Source organism: Flavobacterium zhairuonense (assembly GCF_004352915.1).
Lineage (GTDB): Bacteria > Bacteroidota > Bacteroidia > Flavobacteriales > Flavobacteriaceae > Flavobacterium > Flavobacterium zhairuonense.
Genome location: NZ_SJSY01000057.1, coordinates 1 through 24,432, shown reverse-complemented (window position 1 = coordinate 24,432; position 24,432 = coordinate 1). Strand labels below are relative to the sequence as shown.

The following is a 24,432-nucleotide window of genomic DNA, read 5'->3' as shown; positions in this document are numbered from 1 at the left end:
TTTTATTAAATAATAACAGAGCTTCTTCTTTCAAGAAGCGCAGTATCTCTCCAGATACCATTCTGTTTTCCGATTTTCTCCCTTGTTCCAAGTATTCTGAAACCTGCTTTTTCATGGATGCGGAGGCTTGCTGTATTCTCAGGGAAGATCCCTGCCTGAAGCGTCCAGATTCCTTCTGTTTCGCTCTGTCGGACAAGTTCCTTTAAAAGGGTCAGCCCGATTCCTTTTCCTGAATGTGCAGGATCCACATATACGCTCACCTCTGCAACCCCTGCATAAACGCAGCGTGAAGAAACAGGGGTAAGGGCAGCCCAGCCAATTACATTACCGTCTTCCTGCATCACAACCCGGCATGACTTAAGATGCGACTGGTCCCAGTCTTCCCATGAAGGGGCGCTGGTCTGGAAAGTTGCATTGCCGGTGTCTATTCCTTTTTGATAAATTATTTTTACCTGATCCCAGTGTTTGTCCGAAAGTTTTCTGATTTCCATATTTTTATAGATTAGCAGCATTCGCTTCTCTTCTTTGCCAAATGATCTGATATGTGCTCAAAGAAGCCTTTTATCTTTTCAAGTCCAGGTTCATTGATGCAATAGCAGATTGAGTTTCCTTCGATGCTTCCTTTAATCAGCCCTGCATTTTTCAATTCCTTCAAGTGCTGAGAAACCGTCGGCTGTGAAAGGGGAAGTTCGTTTACAATATCTCCGCAGATGCAGGCATCCACTTTCAATAAATATTCCATAATAGCAATACGCGCTGGATGGCCTAATGCTTTGGCTAAAACAGCCAGCTCATTCTGGCTTTCTGTAAAGTGATCTGTTTTTGTTGCTCCCATTGTTTTATATTTATATTGCAATATTACGATATTGTTTTTACTAAAAAAAGAAAATTAACTTTTTTTAGTTTTTAATGCCGATCTGCAAGGTATATAATAGCATTAGGTTTAATAATCAGCAGTGATAGTTTTTGTAATCACTGGAAAATTTATTTATTGATTATGGAACTCATCTATTGTTAAATAACCTAAAGCAGAATGTCTCCTTACTTTATTATAGAAATTTTCGATATAGTCACGAATTGAATTTCCAGCTTGTTTTTTGGTTTTATATTTATGCCGGTGTACCAGTTCCGTTTTCAGCGTTTTGAAAAAACTCTCGGCAACAGCGTTATCATAGCAGTTTCCCTTTCTGCTCATACTCTGCAGGATTTGGCTGTTTTTTGATAATGCGTAGAGAAAGATTCTGCTGGAATATTGGATTCCCCTGTCAGAATGGAATATAAGTTTCTGGTTTGGAACTAAAGGACGGTTCAGCAGGGCTTTTCTTAAGGCGGCGAAGCTTGTGTCGATTGCTTTCAGAGTTTTGCTTAATGACCAGCCTATGACTTTTCGATCAAAGAGGTCTATAACTGTAGTGAGATATGCCCATCCTTTGGCTGTTCTGATGTAGGTGATATCTGAGACCCAGACCTGGTTTTGTCTATTTACCGTAAAATTCTGCTTTAATAAATTTTCTGCCGCAGTATATCTTGGGGAGGAGAAGGTGGTTCTTTTGAATTTTAATTTTGCAATCCATCGCAGCTGCTGCTCTGCCATGATCTTTCTGACAAATGAAGGACATGCTTTTATGCCCAGGAAGGCCAATTCTCGGGATATTCTCAGGCTGCCGTATCTGCCTTCGCTCCAGTGGTAGATTTTTGAAATCTCTGATGTTATAAAAATCCTGCGTTCCACCCTGCTGGTGGCAAGTCCTTTAAGCCATTTGTAATAGCAGCTGGGATCAACCTGAAAAGCCCGACACATCTTACCTACGGGATATCTTTCTGTATTTTCTCTTATAAACTGGTAGATGGCACGTCTGCCCTGATTAAGAAGTCCGGCTCCTTCTTTTAAAATATCTCTTTCCAACCTCAGAATTTTGAGTTCCTTCTGAAGTTGGACTATTTCGTTTCTGTTCAAATCCGGACCTGCGGTCTGCTGCAGGGTGAGCTTTCCGTTTCGGAAGAGGTTTTTCCAGTGCTGCAGGCTGTTTTTGTTGATCTTCAGTTTATTGGCGGCCAGACGCACGCTTTTATGTTCCATGCAGGTCTTAACGGCCCAGATCTTAAAGTCAATGCTGTATTTTTTTCTGCTGTTTTCCATCCTCTCATAAGTTAAGTTCGTTATTCTGCCGCAAGGCATTGAGAATCATAACGTAATTTTTTTAACTTTTTAAACGGTTTTTATAAGAATTCGCCTTAGCAATTTGTGGCAGAAAAGGTATGCATTCCATTCCAACAGTGCCACGAATGTGCCACGAAAATTTTGATTGTTTTTATAAATATTGAAAACAGGTATAAAAGAAAAAACCCTGCAAATCGTTTGATTTGCAGGGTTTTCCGTGAATTTTAGCCTTTTTTGTAAACTTTGAAAAGTCTCTTTTTAAGCCTTCAGCGGAGAAAGAGGGATTCGAACCCCCGGACCTGTTACAGTCAACAGTTTTCAAGACTGCCGCATTCGACCGCTCTGCCATTTCTCCAGTATGTTGCGATCATTGCCTGATTGCGGGTGCAAATATAAGACGGTTTTTCGGTTCTCAAAACTTTTTTTGGAGTTTTTTTGAAACTTTTTTGAAATAATTTTCAAGTGTCTAGTTATCAGTATTTCTGAAAATGAGCTTTTCTGAAAAATTATTCCAAATGATCTAAAATAGGAACTGATTTTTTGTTTTCGTCAACTGCAACAAATGAAAAAGTTCCAGAAACTACCGTTTCGTGAAGCTCAGAATACATTTGTTCCATAAAGATGTCGACATGAATTTTGCAACTCGTGTTTCCAACACTAACAACTTTAGCCACTAATTCGATCAAAGTTCCAGCAGGAATTGCTTTTTTAAAATCGATTTGACCAGTTGAAATCGTTACTACTTTTTTACGGCTAAAACGTGTCGCACAAATAAAAGCAACTTCATCCATTAGATGAAGTGCTGTTCCTCCAAATAAAGTATCATAATGATTGGTTGTACTTGGAAAAACGGCTTTAAAAATTCGAGTCTCAGATTTTATGATTCTTTCTTCAATTGTCCCCATAAATTAGTAGTTTACGTACTCTGTGATTTCAAGGCCGTAACCAATCATACCAACACGTTTTGTTTGCTGAGTATTTGAAACTAATCTAATTTTTGAGATATCAATATCATGTAGAATTTGAGCGCCAATTCCGTAATCTTTGCTGTCAATAATCACTTTTGGTGCTTTTAATGTTCCTTGTGACTGTAGCGCTTTAAGTTCTGAAATCCTATTTAATAAGTTAACAGCTGTCATGTCTTGATTAATGAAAATGATAGCTCCTTTGCCATTTTCATTAATAACTTTAAACATATCGTCTAATTGTTGTTCGGCATTGTTTGTCAAAGTGCCGAGTAAATCATTATTAACTTGTGAAGAATGGATTCTAGTTAAGATTGGCTCGCCTAAATTCCATGTTCCTTTAGTCAACGCAATATGAATTTGCTTGTTGGTTGTTTGTTCGTAAGCTCTTAATCTGAATGTTCCAAAACGAGTTTCAATATCAAAATCCTCTTTTTTTACAATCAGACTGTCATGTTGCATTCTGTAGGCAACTAAATCTTCAATCGAAACTAATTTTAAGTTGAATTTTTTCGCTACTTCAATAAGTTGAGGCAGGCGCGACATTGTTCCGTCTTCATTTAAAATTTCGCAGATAACGCCGGCAGGTTTGAATCCTGCTAATCTTGCAAAATCAATTGCGGCTTCAGTATGTCCAGTTCTTCTTAAAACACCACCTTGTTTTGCAATCAATGGGAATATATGTCCAGGACGTGCCAAGTCATGTGGTTTTGTATTTGGATCAACTAAGGATTGAACCGTTTTTGATCTGTCTGCCGCAGAAATTCCAGTTGTAACTCCATTGCCTTTCAAATCAACTGAAACTGTAAAAGCAGTTTCCATGTGATCTGTATTGTTAGTTACCATGGCTCGCAAATCAAGTTCCTTACAACGACTTTCTGTGAGTGGTGTACAAATTAATCCGCGCCCGTGAGTGGCCATGAAGTTGATCATTTCTGGAGTTACTTTTTCGGCTGCTGCCAAAAAATCACCTTCGTTTTCACGATCTTCATCATCGACTACAATGATCACTTTACCTTGACGAATATCTTCTATAGCTTCTTCAATGGTATTTAGTTGTATTTTTGTTGACATAATTATTGTTTGTTTTGAGCGGGAAAAAAACGCTCGGAAATTTTCTGAAATGCTTGAGAAATTGGCGTTGTGATTGCGTCAAAATTTATTAAACCATTGTCGTTTGTTGCACGATAGGTCAATAAAATAGCCAATGGTGATAATATGAAAGATGACATCCATGATCCCATAAAAGGAGTCATACCGCCTTCCTGTGAAAGTCTTTTTCCGAAAGTATTGATAAAGTGGAAAGTGATAAAAATCAAAACCGCAAATACGATAGGTAGTCCTAATCCCCCTTTACGGATGATTGCACCTAGAGGAGCTCCAATAAAAAACATTAAAAAACATGCAAAGGCAATTACAAATTTCTCGTACAATGCAGTTAGATGTTTATTTATCTCACGTTGTTTATCTTTTAAATCTTTTTGAGTTGCTTCGATCGAATAGATATTGCTGGATACATTGCTGTTAGCCATTTTTAAGATATCTACCTTTTGTTTTGTTGTGTATAATGACAAAAGATCATTAGGCATTTGCTTTTTCTTTATGTCAGTTTTTGTCGGAATAGGGATTTTTTTGATTCCCACTCGTTGATTAATATTTTCTGAAAAAGAAATTATTTCATTATCAAGATTTTTGCTTAAAGAATCTAAAGTATAGCGTAATTCGCTAACATTCAGCATTCCGTTTGTGCTGTTTACGCTTTCTTTGTCGTCGTCAACTTTATTTAGTTCAGACAAATCAATATTGATAATTTGCTTTTTGAAAGATGCTTTTACAAATGGTATTTTAGCGCGATCTTCATATTTTTTTGGCGTAACGTCTTGGTAATAATAACCGTCATTTAAAACCAATTTTAAAATACTTGATTTTTCATTACTGATTAATTTGCCATGTTTGGCTTTTATGACAGTTTTGTTTTCACCAATATTGTTATTCTTTTCGTGAATTGTAACTCCTGTTAAGATGTTTCCGTTTTCGCCTGATTTTTTATTTACTTTGATGTTGTAAAATCCGACATCGTTAAATTGTCCTTCAGCAATTGCCATTGCAGGTTTGGCTTGGGCAATGTTTTTTCGGAAATTAACGAATTTATATTCTGCATACGGAATTACGTTATTTGCAAACCAAAAAGCGACTATACTTAAAACAAAGATGAATGCAATTAAAATACGCATCGCTCTTTGTAGTGAGATTCCAGAAGATTTCATTGCTGCAAATTCATAATTCTCGGCTAAATTTCCGAAAGTCATAATCGAAGCCAGTAAAACAGATAGTGGTAAAACTAACGGAATAATCCTTGGCATCGAGAATAATAGGAATTTCACAATCAGGATCAGATCCAGGTCTTTACCGGCAAGTTCTGAGATAAAAAGCCAGACTGTTTGAAGAATGAATATAAAAAAAAGGATTACGAATACCGTAGTAAACGTAATCAAGAATGTTTTTAGTAAGTATTTGTCTAAAATTTTCAACCCGTAATTAATCTAATTTGTTGATGTAGTATTTTGGATATTTGCTCGCTACAAAGGTAAATTGATTTTTTGATAAAGGCTGATTGGTTTTAAAAGAATTAACGGTTAAAGTTGTTTTTGTTCCGTTTTTTCCAGTTTCAATCAAATTATAGATGTGTTTTGTTTGAACGTCAATACCTAAAAGAATTTCTTTTCTCTGGTCTTTGCCACTTGTCGGAACTAATTTTATATACTGAATTTTTCGTCCTTTAACATTCTGTACAATATCCATGTTGTATTTGTAGCCAGAATTAAAGAAAGTAAGCATTTTTGAAGGCGTTATAGCATTGTCATCTTTTTCATTTACTTTAGAAATAGTAACTTCTTCATCTTCAGGGTTGATTGTATATGTTTTTTGCCCGTCGAATATTTTAGTAACTCCCATGAAGTTCAATACATATTGATTTCCCTTCATTGTTACGTTCCCTTTACTGTCTTGATTAATGTTTTCTTTAGCATTATTCAAAGAGTATTTAAAATCGATAACAATGTTGTCGTAACTTTTTATTTTAGTCGTTACTTCGTTCAATAAATCTTTGGCTTTTTTATCCTGAGCCTGAATAGAAGTGAAGCTCAAAAGCAATATAGTTGCAATTTGAAGACACTTTTTAGTCATGTTTGTGATAGAATTGTTTCTGATTTCCTGAATTTTCGTTTTCATGATGGGGTTAATTTTGTTCATTATTAAAAAATTGATCAAGAGCACTTAAATCTAGAATGTTCACGCTTCGGGCTTTACTGCCTTCAAAAGGGCCAACAATTCCGGCTGCTTCCAATTGATCAATCAATCGCCCGGCTCTGTTGTAGCCTAGTTTTAATTTTCTTTGCAGTAACGAAGCAGAACCTTGTTGTGCATTGACAATAATCTCGGCAGCTTCTCTAAACAGGGTGTCTCTTTCGGAAATGTCTATATCAAGATTGATGCCACTTTCTTCTCCAATGAACTCTGGAAGCAAATAAGCCGTGGCATACGCTTTCTGTCCGCCAATAAAATCCGTAATTTTTTCGACCTCTGGTGTATCAATAAATGCACATTGAACACGCACAACGTCGTTTCCATTTGTGTATAATAAATCTCCTCGTCCAATCAACTGGTCAGCGCCTTGAGTATCCAAAATCGTTCTCGAGTCAATTTTTGAAGTTACTCTAAAGGCAATTCTGGCAGGGAAATTGGCTTTAATTAAACCTGTAATTACGTTTACAGATGGTCTTTGTGTTGCTATAATCAAGTGAATACCAATAGCACGAGCCAGCTGAGCCAAACGCGCAATAGGAATTTCGACTTCTTTTCCAGCTGTCATAATCAAATCGGCAAACTCATCGACAACCAAAACAATGTAAGGCAAAAATCGGTGGCCTGCTTCTGGGTTTAATTTTCTTGATCTGAATTTTTCGTTGTATTCTTTAATATTACGAACCATCGCATCTTTTAATAAAGAATAACGATTATCCATTTCTGTACAAAGCGAATTTAAAGTATTGACAACTTTCGCATTATCTGTAATAATAGCGTCTTCGGTATCAGGAAGTTTGGCTAAATAATGTCTTTCAATTTTATTAAAAAGCGTAAGCTCTACTTTTTTCGGATCAACCAAAACAAATTTTACTTCTGCAGGATGTTTTTTGTATAAAAGCGAAGTTAAAACCGCATTCAATCCTACCGATTTTCCTTGTCCAGTAGCACCTGCCATTAATAAGTGAGGCATTTTGGCTAAATCGACAACAAAAGTTTCGTTTGAAATAGTTTTTCCTAAGGCAATTGGCAATTCCATTTCAGCTTCTTGGAACTTAGCAGCTCCAATAACGCTTTTCATAGAAACCATGGTTGGGTTTTTGTTCGGAACCTCGATACCAATTGTGCCTTTTCCTGGAATTGGTGCAATAATACGAATTCCTAAAGCCGATAGTGACAAAGCAATATCATCTTCTAAACTTTTAATTTTTGAAATTCTAATTCCGGCTTCTGGAACAATTTCGTATAAAGTTACCGATGGTCCAACGGTTGCTTTAATCTGAGCAATTTCAATTTTGTAGTTACGAAGTGTATCTACAATCTTGTTTTTATTTTCTTCTAACTCTTCTTGATTGATTGTGATTCCGCCAGTCGAATATTCTTTTAATAAATCGATGGTTGGGAATTTGTAATTGGATAAATCCAAAGTTGGGTCAAATAATCCAAAATCAGCAACTAGGCGAGAAGCCAGATTTTCTTCGATAATATCTTCTTCCTCTGCTTTTTCGATAACAAATGCTTCGTCATGCGTCGGAATGACTTGTGGGGTAGGTGGTGTAATAGGTTTTAAAACTGGACTCAGATCAATTTCTGATGCATGTGAAATGGTCGGTTTTAAAGCTTCTTTGTTGATTTCAAATTGACTGTCAACGGTTTTTAGATGAATATTGTCCAATTCAGGATCTTCTTCCTCAATTGCAAATTCTTCTAGATTATATGCGCTTTCCGGTTGTTGCGGTTGTTGTGGCTGAATTGGTTTTATTGATTCTAATTCAGAACTGAATTCCTTTTTGGTTGAATCAAAATAAGATTGAATCTTTTCAGGCGATACTTTTATTTTGAAAATCAAATAAACAATCAATCCGAAAAGCAAGGTTAATAAAGTTCCTGTTTTTCCGATATAATCCTGAAGGAAAAGATTTAGTTCATAGCCAATAGTTCCGCCTAATTCTGGTGCCGACGTAGCGAAAAAACCAAAAAGAATAGAAACAACAATCAAGGCAAATAAATCCCAAAACCAAGTATTTTTAAGTTTTTTGGTAGAAAGCTCCAATGCTAAAAATAGTCCGGTTAAGAAAAATAGACGAACAAAAATGAAAGATGCGATTCCGAAACCTCGGTAAACGATAAGATCAGCCAGATAAGCCCCGAATTTTCCGAGCCAGTTTTGAACCACTTCGTCGCGATTTCCAAGACTTTCAACTGCGCTTTGGTCTGCTTGCCATTGTCCGTTAACATAAAACGAAATAAACGCAACCAATAATGCGATTGAAAAGAGTATCAAAAGGCATCCCAAAACAAACTTTTGTTGTTTGGATAGTTTCCAAGACCTTATGCTTTCGCCTTTTGATTCGGTTTTTTTGTCTGCAGTTTCTTTTTTTGTTTTTGCCATTCTTGCGTTTCGCCTATATAAATTTTGGGATATAAATAATTAAGCCAATTGCTATTGCAGTCATTGCGGCAAAAAATACCGCTCCGGCAGCAATATCTTTAATAAATCCAATTCGTTTGCTGTAATCAGGATGAATAAAATCGGCAATTTTTTCAACAGCCGTGTTGAGTCCTTCAACAGCTAGAACTAAACCAATGGCTAAGGTTTGACATAGCCATTCGGTTTGTGAAATATGAAAATAGAACCCAGCAATAGTCATGATAATTCCCAATGAGAATTGAACCATAATGCTGTGTTCTGTTTTAATCAATTTTACAGCTCCATTAAAAGCATAAGTCATGCTTTTTAACCGACCTGTAACAAATGTATTATCTTTTTGAAACTCCATTTATTGGAAAATATTATAGTGCTGCTAAAGCTGCTTCGTAATTTGGTTCGTTTGCAATTTCTGCAACTTGTTCTGTGTGAAGAACTTTTCCGTTGGCATCAACAACAATGATTGCTCTTGAATGTAAACCAGCTAAAGGACCGTCGATAATTTCTAATCCGTTTGCTTTACCAAAAGCACCAGTTTGAAAATCTGATAAGTTTACAACATTTTCTAAACCTTCAGCACCACAAAAACGTTTTTGAGCGAAAGGTAAATCTCTAGAAATACATAAAACAGTAGTATTTTCTAATCCGCTTGCACTTGCGTTGAATTTTCTAACAGATGTTGCGCAAGTTCCTGTATCAACACTTGGGAAAATATTTAAAACTAATTTTTTGCCTGCAAAATTGCTTAATGAAGCAACAGACAAATCGTTTTGAACTAATTTGAAGTCAGCTAATTGCGATCCAACTGCTGGCAATTCGCCTGATGTATGAACTGGATTCCCTCCTAATGTAATAGATGCCATGATTTTTGATTAAAATTAATGAGGCTCAAAAGTAAGGATTAATATTTGAATCTAAAAGTATTTGTTAAGGGTTTAAGGAGAGATTAAGGAGGTAAATTTTTATCTTAATTTGTGTATAGATTGTACGCGGATAATACAGATTTGCTTACGCAAAAACGCGGATTTAAAGGGATTTTTTTATGATTACGTACAAAAAAAATCCGTTTAAATCCGCGACTTCACGAAATGAATCCGTGTCATCCGTGTGCCAATTACCACAATATAAAAAAAGCGTCCCTAAAATTAGAAACGCTTTCTCAGTCATGTTTTTTTGTTTTTTATTTGAAAAAGAGGCCGATTTATTTATCGATTGAGCCTAAAACACGTTTCATAAACGTATTTAAAGCTTCTTTTTTATCTGTTCCTTGAGCTACAAGTTTCTGTACTTCAAGTGCGCCGTACATGTTCGAAATCAATTCTCCAATTACGTCTAATTCTTCATCTTTTAAAGATGGAATTTCGGTCATAGCTTCCAGAACTTCGATCGTTTCGATGATATAATCCTGATCGTTTTCTTCGATGAATTGCGTTAAATGCTTAATTACGGGTAATTTCATGTTTAGATTTCTTAGATTTTTAGACATTCTTAGACTTCTTAGACCTTTTTAAAGTTTATAGACAACATTCTAAGAAGTCTAAAAATCTAAGCCAGTCTAATATCTAAATTTAAGCAATTGCGTTTACAAGATCAATTAAAACTTCTTGTTTGTTAGTTTGCGTTTCACCAACCAATTGTCCGTTTACGAAAGTTGCGAATGTTGGCAAGTTGCTCACATTAGCTAATTTTCTTGATTCAGGAGAATTTTCTGCATCAACCAAAACAAAAGTGATAGCTTCATTTTCTGTTGCTAATTTTTTGAATTTTGGTTTCATAATACGGCAATTTCCACACCATGAAGCTGAATATTGTACTACTACTTTTTCATTTTTAGCAACTAAATCTGCTAACGTATCTTCGTTTAAGTCGATTAACATAATTTCTATTTTTTAGACACTAAGTTGCTAAGGTTCTAAGATGCTAAGTTTGCTCTCGAACCGAATAACTTTGTGTGGATTTATTTGATTTTTTTTAAGTCGTTGAGATTCTAAGATCTAAGTTTAATCTTAGAATCTCTTGACTTTTTATTGTAGAATTGTATGTAAGATTCAAAAGTTAAGCTAAAAAACTTAGCAACTTAGAACCTTAGTATCTCAGCAGCTTAATTAGCGCTTAAGTATTCAGCTGTACTGATTCTGTCAGCAGACATTGCTTCTTTACCAGCTTCCCAGTTTGCAGGACAAACTTCACCTTTAGTTTGGATGTGAGTGTAAGCGTCAACCATTCTTAAGTATTCGTTTACGTTACGTCCTAATGGCATATCGTTTACACTTTCGTGGAAGATTTTTCCAGTTTCGTCAATTAGGTAAGTAGCTCTGTAAGTTACGTTTGAACCTTCGATGATAACTGAGTCAGTATCTTCGCTATAGCTTGTAGATTCGATATCAAGAATACCTAAAATGTTAGCTAAGTTACGGTTTGTATCTGCTAAAATTGGGTAAGTAACACCTTCGATTCCACCATTGTTTTTTGGAGTATTTAACCAAGCAAAGTGAACCTCGTTTGTGTCGCAAGAAGCACCAATTACGATAGTATTTCTTTTTTCGAATTCTGGTAATGCAGCTTGAAAGGCGTGTAATTCTGTTGGACATACAAAAGTAAAATCTTTTGGGTACCAAAATAAAAGTACTTTTTTATTGTTGTTTACTGCTTCTTCAAAAATGTTGATTTTTAAATTGTCACCCATTTCTGAGATAGCATCTACTGCAATACTTGGGAATTTTTTTCCTACTAAAGACATAGTTTTTGTTTTACGTTAAATATTTATTTCTGGTGCAAAAGTAGGCTATAAGTCCAGATTCTTACAATAAGATGTGATTATAAAAATTTATAAGTTGATAAATTTTGACTATTTCGTGTTTTAACTTATTGAATTTCAATATTTACGGGTAAGGATCCGCTGAAACTATTTTTTTCTAAAAATTGAATTCCTGCTGTTTTTTGAAATTCTTCAAAATCCTGATACGCTTCAACCAGTCCTAAAGCTTTTTTGAGATTAGGAATTAACGGTAAAGAATATGGATTTCCGAAAACGTAAACAATACATTTTTTGCTTTGAAGTAAATCAGAAAGTAAGCCTAAAACTTCGTTGTCAATTTCAAAATTATTCAAAGGTTTTGCTTTTGGAACAAATAAAGAAATGATAATCGTTTCGAAATTTTCTAATTCTTTTTTGATTGAAGTAATATCTGAAATTTCTAGATTTTCAAAAGCAAATTCCGGTGAAGATAATTTTGCATTTAAAGTTTTAAAGAACGTATTTTCGGTATTTTTATACAAACTCAGTTTGGCTAATTTGTTGTTTTTCTGAGCTTCAAATGCTAATTCTGCGCTAGAGTTATCGATAATTGAGGTAATCGCATTTTGAGCAATTTCCAGGTTTAATTTTGATGTTTTTTCGAAATCTAATTCGCCTGATACAGCGGTATTTCCAGAAAGGATTCCTGCTTTTTCTTTGGCTTTCATGATTCTGTTATAACTTTCTTCGATGCGTTCTGGCGATGCATTTTTAAAGATAGCTTCAATTCCTTCAGGAACATTTTCGGCAAAGCATAAAACATCGTTTCCAGCATTGAAAGCTTCCCATTCCAGTTGCCCTTTTGTTTCATATAGTTTAGAAACGCTGTGCATATTCAAGGCATCAGAAATTACTAAACCATCGTAACCCAATTTATCACGCAAAAGATCTTGAATAACGGCTTTTGATAAAGTTGCCGATGTATCTTTTCCATCGTTCAAACTCGGAACAGCCAAATGTCCAATCATAATCGAATCAACATTATTTTCAATTCCTTTGATGAACGGATATAATTCGTTTTCCATTAATTCGTCTAAAGTTTCCTTTAAAACCGGCAATCCTAAATGCGAATCGACATTTGTATTTCCATGTCCAGGAAAATGTTTTAGACAGCCTAAAACACCAACTTCTGACATTCCTTTTAAATATTCCACAGCAAAATCAGCTACTTTTTCTTTGTTTTCACCAAAAGAACGATAACCAATAACCGGATTGTTCGGATTATTATTGATGTCGGCCAAAGGCGATAAATTATACTGAATTCCGGCTGCTTTTAAATCCAATCCAATTTGTTTTCCAACTTCGTAAACCAAAGCAGCTTTGTTTTGTGGCAAAGCCCCAAGTGTAATCGCATACGGATATTGTGGTGTTTTTTCGATGCGCATTGCTAATCCCCATTCGGCATCAATACTGATTAAAAGTGGAGTAGAAGCGGCTTTTTGGTAACGAGCAATTAAGACTTTAATTTTTTCGTAACTGTCGTCATTAAAAACAACTTTTTTCTTGCTTTCGTAATTCGTTGCGGCGCTCGCACGACTGTGAAAAAAGGTCAACCCGCCAATATTATGTTCTTTAATTAGGCGTTCGGTTTCTTGAATATTTTCCTCGGTATCGTTGATAAAAACGGCAGGAAAAAAGAATTGTCCTATTCTTTGTCGTAATGCTTCGGCAGTAATTTTCATTATTATAAAGTCTTTTTCATGCAAACACTATTATCCATTTTTTCATAAGGCGGATAATTTGGAATGATGGTATAATTTAATTTTTGATATAAGTTGATGGCTTCGGGCTGGTTTTTTCCTGTTTCCAAAATGGTATACGTGTAACCCACTTCTTTGGCCCAAATTTCTAATTCGGCTAAAACCTTAGAAGCAATTCCTTTGTTGCGAAAGTCAGGATGAACGTACATTCGTTTGATTTCGGTTTTGTCGTTTTCTTTTTCGCGAAAAGCGCCACAACCAACAGGAACGCCATTTTCGTAATAAACAATCGCATGTTTTATTTTATCGGTTTTATTAAACTGATTGTAAAATGCATGATCGTCGCCATCTCTAATTGCTAAATCTTTATCTAATAAAGCAACGAGATTTATAAAATCGATATCGTCTGAATTGGTTCGTTTTAAAGTAATCATAACTTAATAAAAAAAGTTTACTTGTTTCACCATTAAGGCATTAAGTAATTTAAGCCAAACTTTATGAACTTAATTTCTTAATGGTAAAAAGAAAATTAAGCTTCGTTTAATTTATTTCAGTTTAGCCTTTTTCTGCTTAGCCAATTGCTTTTTAGTTTCAATTGCCTTTTCTAATCGGTTTTTAAAGCGGAAGAGTTTTGGCAAACCTTCCAATCGATCTATGAGTGTAATTTCTTCGTAAACCAAAATAGCTTTTTCTAAAACCCTGATTTCGTTTTCAAGATCAAGCTGATTTTTGTAGATCGTAGCTAAACGATCGTAAGGATGATTTCCTTTAAAGCTTTCCGCTACATTTTCCTCATACAATTCAATTGCTTTTTCAAGATTTCCATTTTTTTCGAACTCAGCTCCTTTCAAGTTGCGTTCGGCCTGCAAATTTTCATTGATTTCCATAGGTAAAAGTTTGATTTGGGGTTTAAACTTCTTCTGATTTTTTTCCGAAATCCTTCGGGAAAATTAAAAAACGTGATAAAATAAGACCTGGAATTGTGGTAATCAAAACCCAAACAAAAAAGTTTTGATAACCCAAATATTGTTGTATAAAACCGCTCAGCATTCCCGGAAGCATCATTCCTAATGCCATAAATCCGGTTGCAAGTGCATAATGCGCTGTTTTTGATTCTCCTTCGGCAACATGAATTAAAAACATCATGAAACCGGTAAATCCAAAACCATAACCAAATTGCTCTAAAACAACTGTAATACAAGTATAAAGATTTAATGGAGAATTTATTTCGAAAAAATATAAATTTAAATGAAGATGAAATAATTCTTGTGGTTGAAAATGAGCCAAGCCAATAAAACCAAGAATTGGGAGATGCATTGCTAAAAACATTGGAAACATCCATTTAGTAAGTCCGTGTTTTGAGATTGCAATTCCACCCAAAATTCCACCAATTGTTAAAGCAGAGATTCCTAATGTCCCATAAATGATTCCAACTGCTTCCGTGTCTAATCCCATTCCGCCTAATTCTTTAGAATCTAATAGGAATGGACTTAGCATTTTAAGCAATTGTGATTCTCCTAATCGGAAAATCAGAATAAAAGCTAACACCAATCCGATTTGTTTTTTCTGGAAGAAGCTGGTAAATATCGTTCCAAAGTTTTGGTGCGTTGTTTCTTTCTTGCTTTCTACGACATTAATCTCATTTTTTGGTGTAAAAATAAAATTGTACGCTGTTATGAATGTCATTACTAAACCAACAAAAATCATCGTGTACGACCAAGCTTTGGTATTGTCTCCATATTTATGTTCCAAATATCCAGCAAAAAGCACCACCAATCCGTTTCCGGCAAGCATTGAAAGTCTATAGAAAGTACTTCTGATTCCGATAAAGAAAGATTGTTTGTCTTCCGGCAAAACCAATAAATAGAAACCGTCGGTTGCAATATCATTTGAAGCCGAAGCAAAAGCGGCAACCCAAAATATGGCTAACGACATCATGAAAAACCCGTTCGTCGGAATCGTTAATCCGACTAATAAAAAGGCAATTGAAATTAATAATTGCATCGATAAAAACCATTTTCTTTTGGTTCCAACCAATTCAACAAGCGGACTCCAAAGCGGTTTTACTACCCAAGGAAGATATAATAAACTGGTGTAGATTCCAATGTCTTCATTTGAAATTCCGAGATTTTTGTACATAATTACCGAAACCGAAATAATTATGGCATAAGGCAATCCGGATGCAAAGTTTAAAAAAGGAATCCAGAACCAAGGGTTATTATCTGTTTTCATTAGGTTGATTTGGTGTATAGTTTTTAAATGGTTTTTTTAGATCTATGGCAGTTGGAGTGCTTTCGTTGGCATAGTAATCAATAAAAGTTACAGCGCAGGCTTTGTAAAGATTTAATTTTCCGCCAGCAATCGAAAAAGTGATTTTTCCATCAACTTCTTTTATAGTGACCTTTTCAACGATTTTGGTAGCGTCGTTAATGTCAATTTTAGAAATATTGTCGCCTCCATAAACTACCATATAGCGCACTTTTGTATTCAGCGCACTTTTTGTCGTAAAGGTATATTTTATGCTGTCTTTTGTATATTCAAGAACTTGTGGCGTATCAATAATAACATGTTTCAAATTTGGGACCGGAGCAGGAAGTGCCGGATATTTATATTGATTTTCTTCCAGATGACGAACCACATCTAAGTTTTTATCCATAAACCATTTAGAGCTGAAATAAGCGCTTCCGGAAACGTTTTTAAAGGTTCTTAGAAAATCAATTTGCGTTGGGATTTCGGTAATGAAATTCCAGCTTTTATCGCCGTCGCCTCTAATTTTATAAGACGCATGGCCAATATAAATCGCAGTATTTGGATTAGCATTTTCAGACCACCATTTTACTAGTTTAGAATAAGATGCTCTCGTATTGTTCATGCTCCAATACAATTGAGGCAAGATGTAATCGATCCATTTTTGATCCATCCAAAGCATTGGATCGGCGTATAAATCGTCGTAATTTGATGTAGATTGTGTTTCAGAACCTCTTGGATCCTGAGATTTGTTTCGCCAAACCCCAAACGGACTAATTCCGAATTGTACCCAAGGTTTACTGGCTTTAATTGTAGTTGAAATCGTGTGTACAAAGTTGCTTACATTGGCACGGCGCCAATCAGAAAGACTTAAACCTGCGCCGTATTTTTTGTATGAAGCCGTGTCGTTAAAGACTTTTCCCGGAACGGCATACGGATAAAAATAATCATCAAAATGAATCGCATCGATATCGTATTTATCGACAACTTCTTTTACGACTTTTGTCAAATGTTCCTGAACTTCAGGCAAAGCAGGATTGTAGTAGTATTTTCCTCCGTATTCGATCATCCATTCCGGATGTTTGAAAAGATCGTGTCCTGGACTTAAAAGATTTTTGTTTAAATCGAAAGTCGCACGATACGGATTCAGCCAAGCATGAAATTCAAAACCTCTATTATGTGCCTGTTCGATCATCCAAGCTAATGCATCATAGTATGGATTCGGAGCTAAACCTTCTTTCCCTGTCAAAAATCGCGACCAAGGTGCCAATTCAGAAGGATAAATGGCATCGCCAACACTTCGAACTTGAACAATTACGGCGTTATAATTTAATTTTTTGTACGTTTCTAAGATCTCAAGATAATCAGCTTTTTCTTTTTCAACATTGTCGTTGGCTGTTTTTGGCCAGTCAATATTCACAACGGTTGCAATCCACACACCTCTGAATTCGTTTTTAGGATGCATTGTTTTTTCCTGCGAAAAGGATTTCAGTCCAACGAAAAACAAAAATAGAATAGAGTATAGTAAGTGCTGATTTTTATGCATTTCAATCTTTTATTAACAAAAACCAAAAATAGTTTCTTTTGCCACGAATTACACGAATTTTCACTAATTATTTTTCAAAAGAATAATAAAGAGCAAAAAATACTGCAATTTAGTGAGTTTTTTTTCTGCCACGAATTACACGAATTGCACTAATTTTTATTCTCAAAATATCAAAAAAATAATTCGTGAAAATTCGTGGCTAAAAATATTTAGCTTGGAAATGAAATTTTTCCCATTGTTATGGATGGAATTCCTTTTTTTGAACCAAAATTATAATTTCCTCCAGCAACCGTTTCATTCGCCAAAACAGCGAATAAAACCGCTTCTTTTGCGTCGCCTGAAATTCCGAGAACGTCGCTTTTTTCAAATTTACAAGACAATAATTCCTGTAACCAACTCACCAATAACGGATTCCTCGCGCCTCCGCCCGACATATAAACTGTAAACTCTTCGATTGAGGTTTTAGTATTTTCTACCACAAACAAAACCGCTTCGGCAATCGTCTCGGCGCTAAGGCGTGTTAAAGTGGCCAGCAAATCTGATGCCGAAATATTCTCTAAACCTAATTTTACCAAAGCCGAATTCACAAAATCATGATTGAATAATTCCTGACCAATTGTTTTTGGGAAGCTTTTCTGGAAGAAGGCATCGCTTTTTAATTCACTTAAAAGTGTTTGATTTACAACGCCGCTTTTAGCGATTTCAGCATCTTTATCGAAACTTTTTTCAGGGAAAAACTGTTTCGTGAAAATATCAATTAAAGTATTTGCGGTTCCGGTATCGGTTACAAAAACTTCCTCGGCATTTTGTGAGGCTGGTAAATACGTGAAATTTGCAATTCCGCCCATGTTGAGCATAATACGGTTTTCGCCTTTTTTGCTGAACAACAAATAATCGCCATAAACCGCCAAAGGCGCGCCTTCACCGCCCGCAGCAACATGCTTTTGTCTGAAATCTGAAAGTGTTATGATTCCGGTTTTAACTGCAATATGATCGCCGTCGCCAATTTGCAAAGTCGCATTAGGAAATTTTTCCTGCTGATGCAAAAACTTTGGCGCGTGCAAAACTGTTTGTCCATGTGAAGCAATCAAATCAACTTCGTTTGCGGGAATATTCCATTTTGAAAGACAATCATTAATCATTCCGGCATGTAAATCGGCAATCCATTCGTTTAGTAAAACCAAATGCTGAAAATCGATTGTTTTTTTAGCAAACACTTTTCTGATTTCAGTTTTAATGTCTTCGTTGTAATCGATGGTCTCAAATTGCTCGATTTTTACAACTGTATTTTCGCCTTCGCCCGAAACTTCACAAAGCGCCAAGTCAAGTCCGTCAAGCGAAGTTCCTGACATTAAACCGATTATTTTTCGGGTTTCTTTTTGAGCTATTTTGTAAAGGGCGGTTATGTTTTTATTCATTTTGATGGAATGCTTTTTTGATAATGCTAAAATGGGATTATTTTGGATAAAATTACATTGAAATTGTAAAAAAATAATGAAAAATAAACAGGTATAAGTACGTATTTATTTAAATGAGTTAATTAATATTTTTGGTATAAAGTTCATTTATAATTTATAAGAGACAGCTAATGTTCATTAGTATTTCATCAAACAACGAAGAATATTTTTTTAAAACCAAAACTATGAGACCAAAACTATTCATGTTTTTAACGATTATCATTATTTTATTACAATCATGTAAAGACGCCAAAAATGAATCTAATTTAAAAGTTAGAGAAGAAAAACCTATTGAATTTTCGAAGACTTTTTTAGGTTCTAAGGATTTAATTCTGTCAAAAGATACTATGAAGAAGTCAATAAAATTCAAGTTTAGAGATTATGAAATTCCATTAAATGTCACTTTGCTTTCAGGGTTAGATAAGGAATCTTGCAATAGAATTGTTTATTTGAAAATTGTAAAAGATGAAAAGTTTGTCAGTAAAGTAAATATTTTGAATTTGGATGCGAATTTGGTTCCTTGTGCGATGGAATTTAAAGATGGTGAAACAAAGGATACTACTAAGTATGAATCAGCAGTTATCAATTTAGAATTGAAAGTTAACGAAGGAATAAAAAAATACGATTTTAAAGGTTCAATCGGTAATATTACAAGTTTAGGGGTTTACAAAAGTCATTAATTTTTTTTTATATGATTATTTATATCGCGGATTACAAATCCGCGCTAGCGTTATTCTATTGCGGTTGTAAATCAAATAAAATCAATTTATATTTGATTAAATTATGATCGAAAAAATCCTATCAGACTACGTTGCATTTATCAGAAACTTTGAAGCTTTATTAAAAGATAAACATAAACAAGATATAAATCCATGTTCATTTTCAATTAGTTTTTTTGAAAGAAAAGGAACAATTGAGGGAATTGAATATTGGTTTCATGGAACAGGTTGTACAGCCGAAAAAGATGGTGTCATTTATGCCTATGATATTTCACTTTTTGAAAAAGACATAATTGAGTTTTCTCAATGGAAACTTACAGAGCTCATAAGAACTCATCCTGAATATCAGAAATTAAACTATAGTGAGGATTATATCGAGTACGAACTTTATCAACTTATAAATAAAGGAATTTTAGAATGGTTGACTATTGAAGGAATTGAAGGAACTCCTTTTGGATGTGTTTTTATGGCGTATAGGATTATTCAGGAATCACTTTTATTTTAAAATTAAACAAAAAATGAAGTCAACATTTGCCTACATTTTCCATTTTTTATATTGGGTTTGGTTTATCTATTTTTTCTTTTATACTACTCAAGAAATAATAACATTGAAACAAATTGTAGTAGGAGAGGGCATAATTTTTATGGTAGTATCGACTTTTGTATTATTTTTTGTGGGACTGTTTCTGTATGTATTTACACTTTCTTTAGAAATTTCAAATGAAATAAATAAACGTTTACAATCTTTTTCTCTGCTTGTTTGTGTAATTTTAGTTGTCCTATTTTTTCTTGCTTTTAGAGGAAATAGCTCGTTGCACGCATGATATTTATGTTTTAACTCAAATATAAGTTTAAATAATATCAATGAAGTATATAAAAGATGAAAATGTTTTTGTGTTGATTGCTGGAATCGCATTTTTTGCGTTATTAATTTGGTGGATAAGATCAGGAGATATAAAAGAATCTAAAAAGTTAGAAGAAGAAGGTTTAGAATTGGATTCAATGACTAAAATGCGTAGTTGGAGAGTTTATATTATTGCAGGATTTGGAATTATTGTTATGTCCATTGAAGTTCTGAAACGTCTATATCAAACTATATTTTAATAAAATCTTTATGAAGCCAAGTTCCCCGATAGCCTGGATTTACAACCCGTGCCTGCAAAGATTGGACACAATAATAAGCTGAAAATTCCAAACTTTAAGGGCTATTTCCTTATTTTATTTATATTTGTTTTAACCCAAGTGTACACCAATTTTTAATCTATTATAAATAAAATAAGCTGTTATGGAAGAAAAAAAAGAGATGAATATTATTGTTGCGGTGTTTTTGATTGCCTTAATCTTTATCAATTTATTTAGTGCTTTTTCATCTTTAGAATTGAGTAAAGCTATAATCAAATACGAAAATGTTTCTCCTTTTTGCGCTTATGGTTTAGTAGCATCTAAATTAGTATATTGTGTTTTCATAGCTTTTTTATTTAGATGGAGCATGTGGGGTTTTTATGGATTGCTGGCTGTTTCGCTGGTTCAATTTGTCATTCTGCTCATGATGAAAGCTGAAATGTTAACAGCATGTTATCCCTTTATTTATTTAGCTATTGTTTATTTTGTATTGCAAATTAGCCAAAAGGGTGAAAGTGCGTGGGATAACTTGGAATGATGAATTTTCAAAATATAAATTCCGAAAAGAGAAAAAACCGATAGCGCGAATTTGCAATCCGTACCCGCAAAGATTGGAAGCAATAATAAGTGGAAAAAGATATACTTTACAATCATTAAGATGAGTTACGAAAAAATCAAAGAAGAATTTATTAAAAGTGCGGAAGCCTATATAAACGCAAAGCGCCAGCCTTTTGAAAAATTATCAGGCATCGAACTAGTAAATGCAAAATCTCACTATCTGGATAATTATCAAGATTATATTACGCACCTAAACTTTACATTAAACGCATTGATTGAAGAACATTCGATATCTTTTCAAACCCTTGAAGAGGCAAATGCTTTTCAAGATTATATAAAACCCACTTTTGAAATTCTTGGAAGAAAGTTTACAGAAGGACTTATTGATTAAATTCCAAAAACAATCCCCAAGAAAACCTTTGTCTCTTTGTAACTATGTCCCTTTGCCCCTAAAAAAAATCCCTATTTTTGTAATTCAAAAGAAAAGCAAAAATGTCAACACTTAAAGATTTAGAGCAATTAGCCGGCGAACTCGAGGGCACACTTTTATACGATGATCTTCATAAAACACTTTATTCGACAGATGCATCGGTGTATCGGATTCGGCCAAATGCGGTGGCTTTGCCTAAATCTACGGCTGATATTAGCAAATTAATTCGCTTTGCGGGAAAACATAATATTTCGGTTACGCCAAGAACGGCTGGAACTTCACTTGCCGGACAAGCTGTTGGCGACGGACTTGTGATTGATGTTTCGAAGCATTTTACCAAAATATTGGGTTATGATGCCGAGAAAAAAACGGTTACCGTTCAGCCAGGTGTGATTCGCGATGAATTAAATTTATATTTAAAACCATACGGTGTATTTTTCGCGCCAATTACTTCGACTTCAAACCGAGCGATGATTGGCGGAATGGTAGGAAATAATTCTTCGGGAACCACTTCGATTCGTTATGGCGTGACGCGTGATAAAATTGCCGAAGTAAAAGCGATTTTGAGCGATGGAACAGAAGTAGCTTTTGGCGAATTGACTTCGGCGGAATTTATCGAGAAAACCAAAGGCGATTCTTTAGAAAATAAAATCTATAAAAGCGTTTACGACGAACTCTCGGTTAAAGAAAATCAGGAAGAAATTATAAAAGAGTTTCCGAAACCGGAAATTCACAGACGAAATACAGGTTACGCCGTTGATATTCTGCTAAAATCAGAATTATTTGGCGGAACTGAACCGACAATCAATCTTGGAAAATTACTTTGCGGAAGCGAAGGAACTTTGGCCTTTACAACCGAAATCACTTTAAAAGTTGATGATTTGCCTCCGCCTCATAGTATTATGGTTGTGGCGCATTATCATACGATTCAGGAATCTTTGGAATCTGTTGTTGTGGCGATGAAACATCATTTGTACACTTGCGAAATGATTGACGACACGATTTTGGATTGTACAAAAACGAATAGGGAACACATTAAAAACCGTTTCTTTTTGGTTGGAGAACCTAAAGCGATTATGCTTTTTGAAGTCGCTTCACACACTTTAGAAGATGCCGAAAATCAGGCAAACGCTTTAATCGCTGACTTAGAAAAACACAATTTTGGATATGCCAGCGTTAAATTATTTGGACCAGATATTGACAAAGCCAATGAACTTAGAAAAGCCGGTCTCGGACTTTTAGGAAGTATTGTAGGCGACGATAAAGCTGCCGATTCTATTGAAGATACAGCGGTAGAATTAAGCGATTTACCAGCGTATATTGCAGAATTTTCGGCGATGATGTTGCGCCATGGACAAGAAGCGATTTATTATGCGCATGCCGGCGCAGGAGAATTGCATTTGCGTCCGGTTTTGAATTTGAAGAAAAAGGAAGATTTAAAATTATTCAGAACCATTGCGACCGAAGTAGCGCATTTGGTAAAAAAATACAGAGGTTCATTGAGCGGTGAACACGGCGATGGAATTGTGCGCGGTGAGTTTATCCCGTTTATGATTGGCGATAAGAATTACGAATTGCTGAAAAGAATCAAATTGGCGTTTGACCCGAATTCGGTTTTAAATATCGGGAAGATTGTCAATGCTTTGAAAATGGACGAAAATCATCGTGTCATTTCGGGAAGAGTAGAACCGGATATTAAAACGTTTCAGGATTTCTCAGACAGTTTAGGAATTTTGCGTGCTGCCGAGAAATGCAACGGTTCTGGCGATTGCCGAAAAATGCCATCGGCAGGCGGAGCGATGTGTCCGAGTTATCGTGCGACGCGAAATGAGAAAGAAACGACTCGTGCACGTGCCAATGCTTTACGCGAATATTTGACGTATTCTGAAAAAGAAAACAAATTTGACCAGAAGGAATTATACGAAGTTTTTGAGTTGTGTGTAAGCTGTAAAGCCTGCGCTAGCGAATGTCCAAGTAATGTTGACGTTGCAACTTTGAAAGCGGAATTTTTATACCAATATCAAAAAGCAAACGGATTTTCAACCCGAAACAAGATTTTTGCTAATAACGCGAAACTGAATAAAATGGGAAGCAAATTCCCATCGATTACGAATTTTATTTCGAATCAGTCATTGGTGAAAAAAACAATGGGAATTGCACCGGAAAGACAAGTTCCGTTATTGGCGAAAAAGACGTTTAGAAAATGGTATGAAAACAATAAACCTAAAAACGCCGATTTCCCAAACGGTCAATTGTATTTATTCGTTGATGAATTTACCAATTATTACGACGTAAATATCGGGATTGATGCTTTTGAATTGTTGACGAAATTAGGTTACGAAGTTTTAATCGTCAATCATGAAGAAAGCGGCAGAACTTATCTTTCGAAAGGATTTTTGGAAGAAGCTAAAAAGATCACGGATATCAATGTCAATATTTTCAAAAATTTAATTTCGAGCAACGCACCGTTAATCGGAATTGAGCCTTCAGCAATTTTGACTTTCAGAGATGAATATTTACGCTTAGCTTCAGATAAAGAAAATGCGGAGAGAATTTCGCAAAATGCTTTTACAATCGAAGAATTCTTCAAAAAAGAAATCATCGACGGGAAAATAACGCCAGATTCTTTCTCTGAAGAAACTAAAGAAATCAAAATTCACGGGCATTGTCATCAGAAATCATTGAGTTCAGTTGAAGCGACTTTTGCCATGCTGAATCTTCCTAAAAATAATACGGTTACGATTTATAATTCGGGCTGTTGCGGAATGGCAGGTTCTTTTGGTTATGAAAAAGAACATTATAAAGTGAGTATGCAAATGGGAGAGGACACACTTTTCCCAAAAGTACGCAACACTGCCGAAAATGTAAAAATCGCCGCTGCAGGAACGAGCTGTCGTCATCAAATTTATGATGGAACTAAGCGTGAAGCGCAACATCCGGTTAGTATTTTGAGGAGTTGCTTGAAGTAAGTTTAACGGCAAAGCTTTTATTTCACGCAG

The 24,432-nt window shown here is 35.0% G+C and carries 25 protein-coding genes and 1 tRNA gene; 6 read left to right on the top strand and 20 right to left on the bottom strand.

From position 1 onward, the window contains the following. Nucleotides 1-5 precede the first annotated feature (5 nt). From EYY60_RS00930 to EYY60_RS00835, 20 genes are all read right to left on the bottom strand, one after another. A complete protein-coding gene (locus EYY60_RS00930; RefSeq protein ID WP_132987539.1) occupies nt 6-512 on the bottom strand; it encodes a GNAT family N-acetyltransferase in 507 nt (168 codons plus the stop codon). Continuing rightward, nucleotides 503-835: an ArsR/SmtB family transcription factor gene (locus tag EYY60_RS00925; RefSeq protein WP_041515706.1), complete on the bottom strand. Its 333-nt coding sequence runs from the start codon at nt 833-835 to the stop codon at nt 503-505. Before EYY60_RS00925 ends, EYY60_RS00930 begins: the two co-directional genes overlap by 10 nt. 153 nt (nt 836-988) lie before the next feature. Further along, entirely contained in the window at nt 989-2,140 is a 1,152-nt protein-coding gene (locus EYY60_RS00920) for an IS3 family transposase (protein ID WP_162847825.1), read from the bottom strand. Nucleotides 2,141-2,431: 291 nt separating this feature from the next. After that, nucleotides 2,432-2,516, bottom strand: a tRNA-Ser gene (locus EYY60_RS00915). Nucleotides 2,517-2,667: 151 nt separating this feature from the next. Beyond that, nucleotides 2,668-3,066 (bottom strand): acyl-CoA thioesterase, encoded by a 399-nt coding sequence (locus tag EYY60_RS00910; protein WP_132987537.1) that lies wholly within the window; start codon nt 3,064-3,066, stop codon nt 2,668-2,670. A 3-nt stretch (nt 3,067-3,069) separates the two neighbouring features. Further along, nucleotides 3,070-4,200 (bottom strand): 3,4-dihydroxy-2-butanone-4-phosphate synthase, encoded by a 1,131-nt coding sequence (ribB, locus tag EYY60_RS00905; protein ID WP_162847824.1) that lies wholly within the window; start codon nt 4,198-4,200, stop codon nt 3,070-3,072. Between the two features lie 2 nt (nt 4,201-4,202). Further along, nucleotides 4,203-5,657 (bottom strand): LptF/LptG family permease, encoded by a 1,455-nt coding sequence (locus tag EYY60_RS00900; RefSeq protein ID WP_132987535.1) that lies wholly within the window; start codon nt 5,655-5,657, stop codon nt 4,203-4,205. Nucleotides 5,658-5,664: 7 nt separating this feature from the next. After that, the gene (locus tag EYY60_RS00895; protein WP_132987534.1) at nt 5,665-6,357 is read right to left on the bottom strand and encodes a LolA family protein; all 693 of its coding nucleotides are present in this window, start codon (nt 6,355-6,357) and stop codon (nt 5,665-5,667) included. 7 nt (nt 6,358-6,364) lie between these two features. Then, entirely contained in the window at nt 6,365-8,821 is a 2,457-nt protein-coding gene (locus tag EYY60_RS00890) for a DNA translocase FtsK (RefSeq protein ID WP_132987533.1), read from the bottom strand. Nucleotides 8,822-8,834: 13 nt separating this feature from the next. Further along, nucleotides 8,835-9,209, bottom strand: a complete 375-nt coding sequence (locus EYY60_RS00885) for a diacylglycerol kinase (RefSeq protein ID WP_132987532.1) — start codon at nt 9,207-9,209, stop codon at nt 8,835-8,837. Between the two features lie 13 nt (nt 9,210-9,222). Beyond that, the gene (tpx, locus tag EYY60_RS00880) at nt 9,223-9,720 is read right to left on the bottom strand and encodes a thiol peroxidase (protein ID WP_132987531.1); all 498 of its coding nucleotides are present in this window, start codon (nt 9,718-9,720) and stop codon (nt 9,223-9,225) included. A 338-nt stretch (nt 9,721-10,058) separates the two neighbouring features. Next, entirely contained in the window at nt 10,059-10,316 is a 258-nt protein-coding gene (locus EYY60_RS00875; RefSeq protein ID WP_008462029.1) for a DUF6952 family protein, read from the bottom strand. Nucleotides 10,317-10,425: 109 nt separating this feature from the next. Continuing rightward, on the bottom strand, nt 10,426-10,734 hold the full coding sequence (locus EYY60_RS00870) for a thioredoxin family protein (RefSeq protein ID WP_007805605.1): 309 nt from the start codon (nt 10,732-10,734) through the stop codon (nt 10,426-10,428). 224 nt (nt 10,735-10,958) lie between these two features. Beyond that, nucleotides 10,959-11,597: a peroxiredoxin gene (locus EYY60_RS00865; RefSeq protein WP_012024184.1), complete on the bottom strand. Its 639-nt coding sequence runs from the start codon at nt 11,595-11,597 to the stop codon at nt 10,959-10,961. Nucleotides 11,598-11,722: 125 nt separating this feature from the next. Next, nucleotides 11,723-13,336, bottom strand: a complete 1,614-nt coding sequence (locus tag EYY60_RS00860) for a glycoside hydrolase family 3 protein (protein WP_132987530.1) — start codon at nt 13,334-13,336, stop codon at nt 11,723-11,725. A gap of 2 nt (nt 13,337-13,338) precedes the next feature. Next, nucleotides 13,339-13,788, bottom strand: a complete 450-nt coding sequence (locus EYY60_RS00855) for a GNAT family N-acetyltransferase (RefSeq protein ID WP_132987529.1) — start codon at nt 13,786-13,788, stop codon at nt 13,339-13,341. Between the two features lie 111 nt (nt 13,789-13,899). After that, nucleotides 13,900-14,241 (bottom strand): hypothetical protein, encoded by a 342-nt coding sequence (locus tag EYY60_RS00850; protein WP_132987528.1) that lies wholly within the window; start codon nt 14,239-14,241, stop codon nt 13,900-13,902. Between the two features lie 22 nt (nt 14,242-14,263). Continuing rightward, nucleotides 14,264-15,586 carry an MFS transporter gene (locus EYY60_RS00845; RefSeq protein ID WP_132987527.1) on the bottom strand — a complete coding sequence of 441 codons (1,323 nt, stop codon included), beginning with the start codon at nt 15,584-15,586 and terminating at the stop codon, nt 14,264-14,266. Beyond that, the gene (locus EYY60_RS00840; RefSeq protein ID WP_449404168.1) at nt 15,573-17,066 is read right to left on the bottom strand and encodes a glycoside hydrolase family 10 protein; all 1,494 of its coding nucleotides are present in this window, start codon (nt 17,064-17,066) and stop codon (nt 15,573-15,575) included. The genes EYY60_RS00845 and EYY60_RS00840 overlap by 14 nt, the downstream gene beginning before the upstream one ends. Before the next feature lie 290 nt (nt 17,067-17,356). Next, nucleotides 17,357-18,565: an anhydro-N-acetylmuramic acid kinase gene (locus EYY60_RS00835; RefSeq protein ID WP_132987525.1), complete on the bottom strand. Its 1,209-nt coding sequence runs from the start codon at nt 18,563-18,565 to the stop codon at nt 17,357-17,359. A gap of 224 nt (nt 18,566-18,789) precedes the next feature. On the opposite strand from EYY60_RS00835, the gene EYY60_RS00830 reads away from it, so the two are divergent. From EYY60_RS00830 to EYY60_RS00805, 6 genes are all read left to right on the top strand, one after another. Beyond that, the gene (locus tag EYY60_RS00830) at nt 18,790-19,284 is read left to right on the top strand and encodes a hypothetical protein (RefSeq protein WP_132987524.1); all 495 of its coding nucleotides are present in this window, start codon (nt 18,790-18,792) and stop codon (nt 19,282-19,284) included. A gap of 103 nt (nt 19,285-19,387) precedes the next feature. Beyond that, a complete protein-coding gene (locus EYY60_RS00825) occupies nt 19,388-19,828 on the top strand; it encodes a DUF6896 domain-containing protein (RefSeq protein WP_132987523.1) in 441 nt (146 codons plus the stop codon). 359 nt (nt 19,829-20,187) lie between these two features. Continuing rightward, nucleotides 20,188-20,427 (top strand): hypothetical protein, encoded by a 240-nt coding sequence (locus tag EYY60_RS00820; protein WP_132987522.1) that lies wholly within the window; start codon nt 20,188-20,190, stop codon nt 20,425-20,427. Nucleotides 20,428-20,608: 181 nt separating this feature from the next. Then, nucleotides 20,609-20,983, top strand: coding sequence for a hypothetical protein (locus EYY60_RS00815; RefSeq protein ID WP_132987521.1), 375 nt, complete (start codon nt 20,609-20,611; stop codon nt 20,981-20,983). Between the two features lie 120 nt (nt 20,984-21,103). Then, nucleotides 21,104-21,394, top strand: coding sequence for a hypothetical protein (locus EYY60_RS00810; RefSeq protein WP_132987520.1), 291 nt, complete (start codon nt 21,104-21,106; stop codon nt 21,392-21,394). Between the two features lie 101 nt (nt 21,395-21,495). Continuing rightward, on the top strand, nt 21,496-24,402 hold the full coding sequence (locus EYY60_RS00805) for an FAD-binding and (Fe-S)-binding domain-containing protein (protein WP_132987519.1): 2,907 nt from the start codon (nt 21,496-21,498) through the stop codon (nt 24,400-24,402). Nucleotides 24,403-24,432 lie beyond the last annotated feature (30 nt).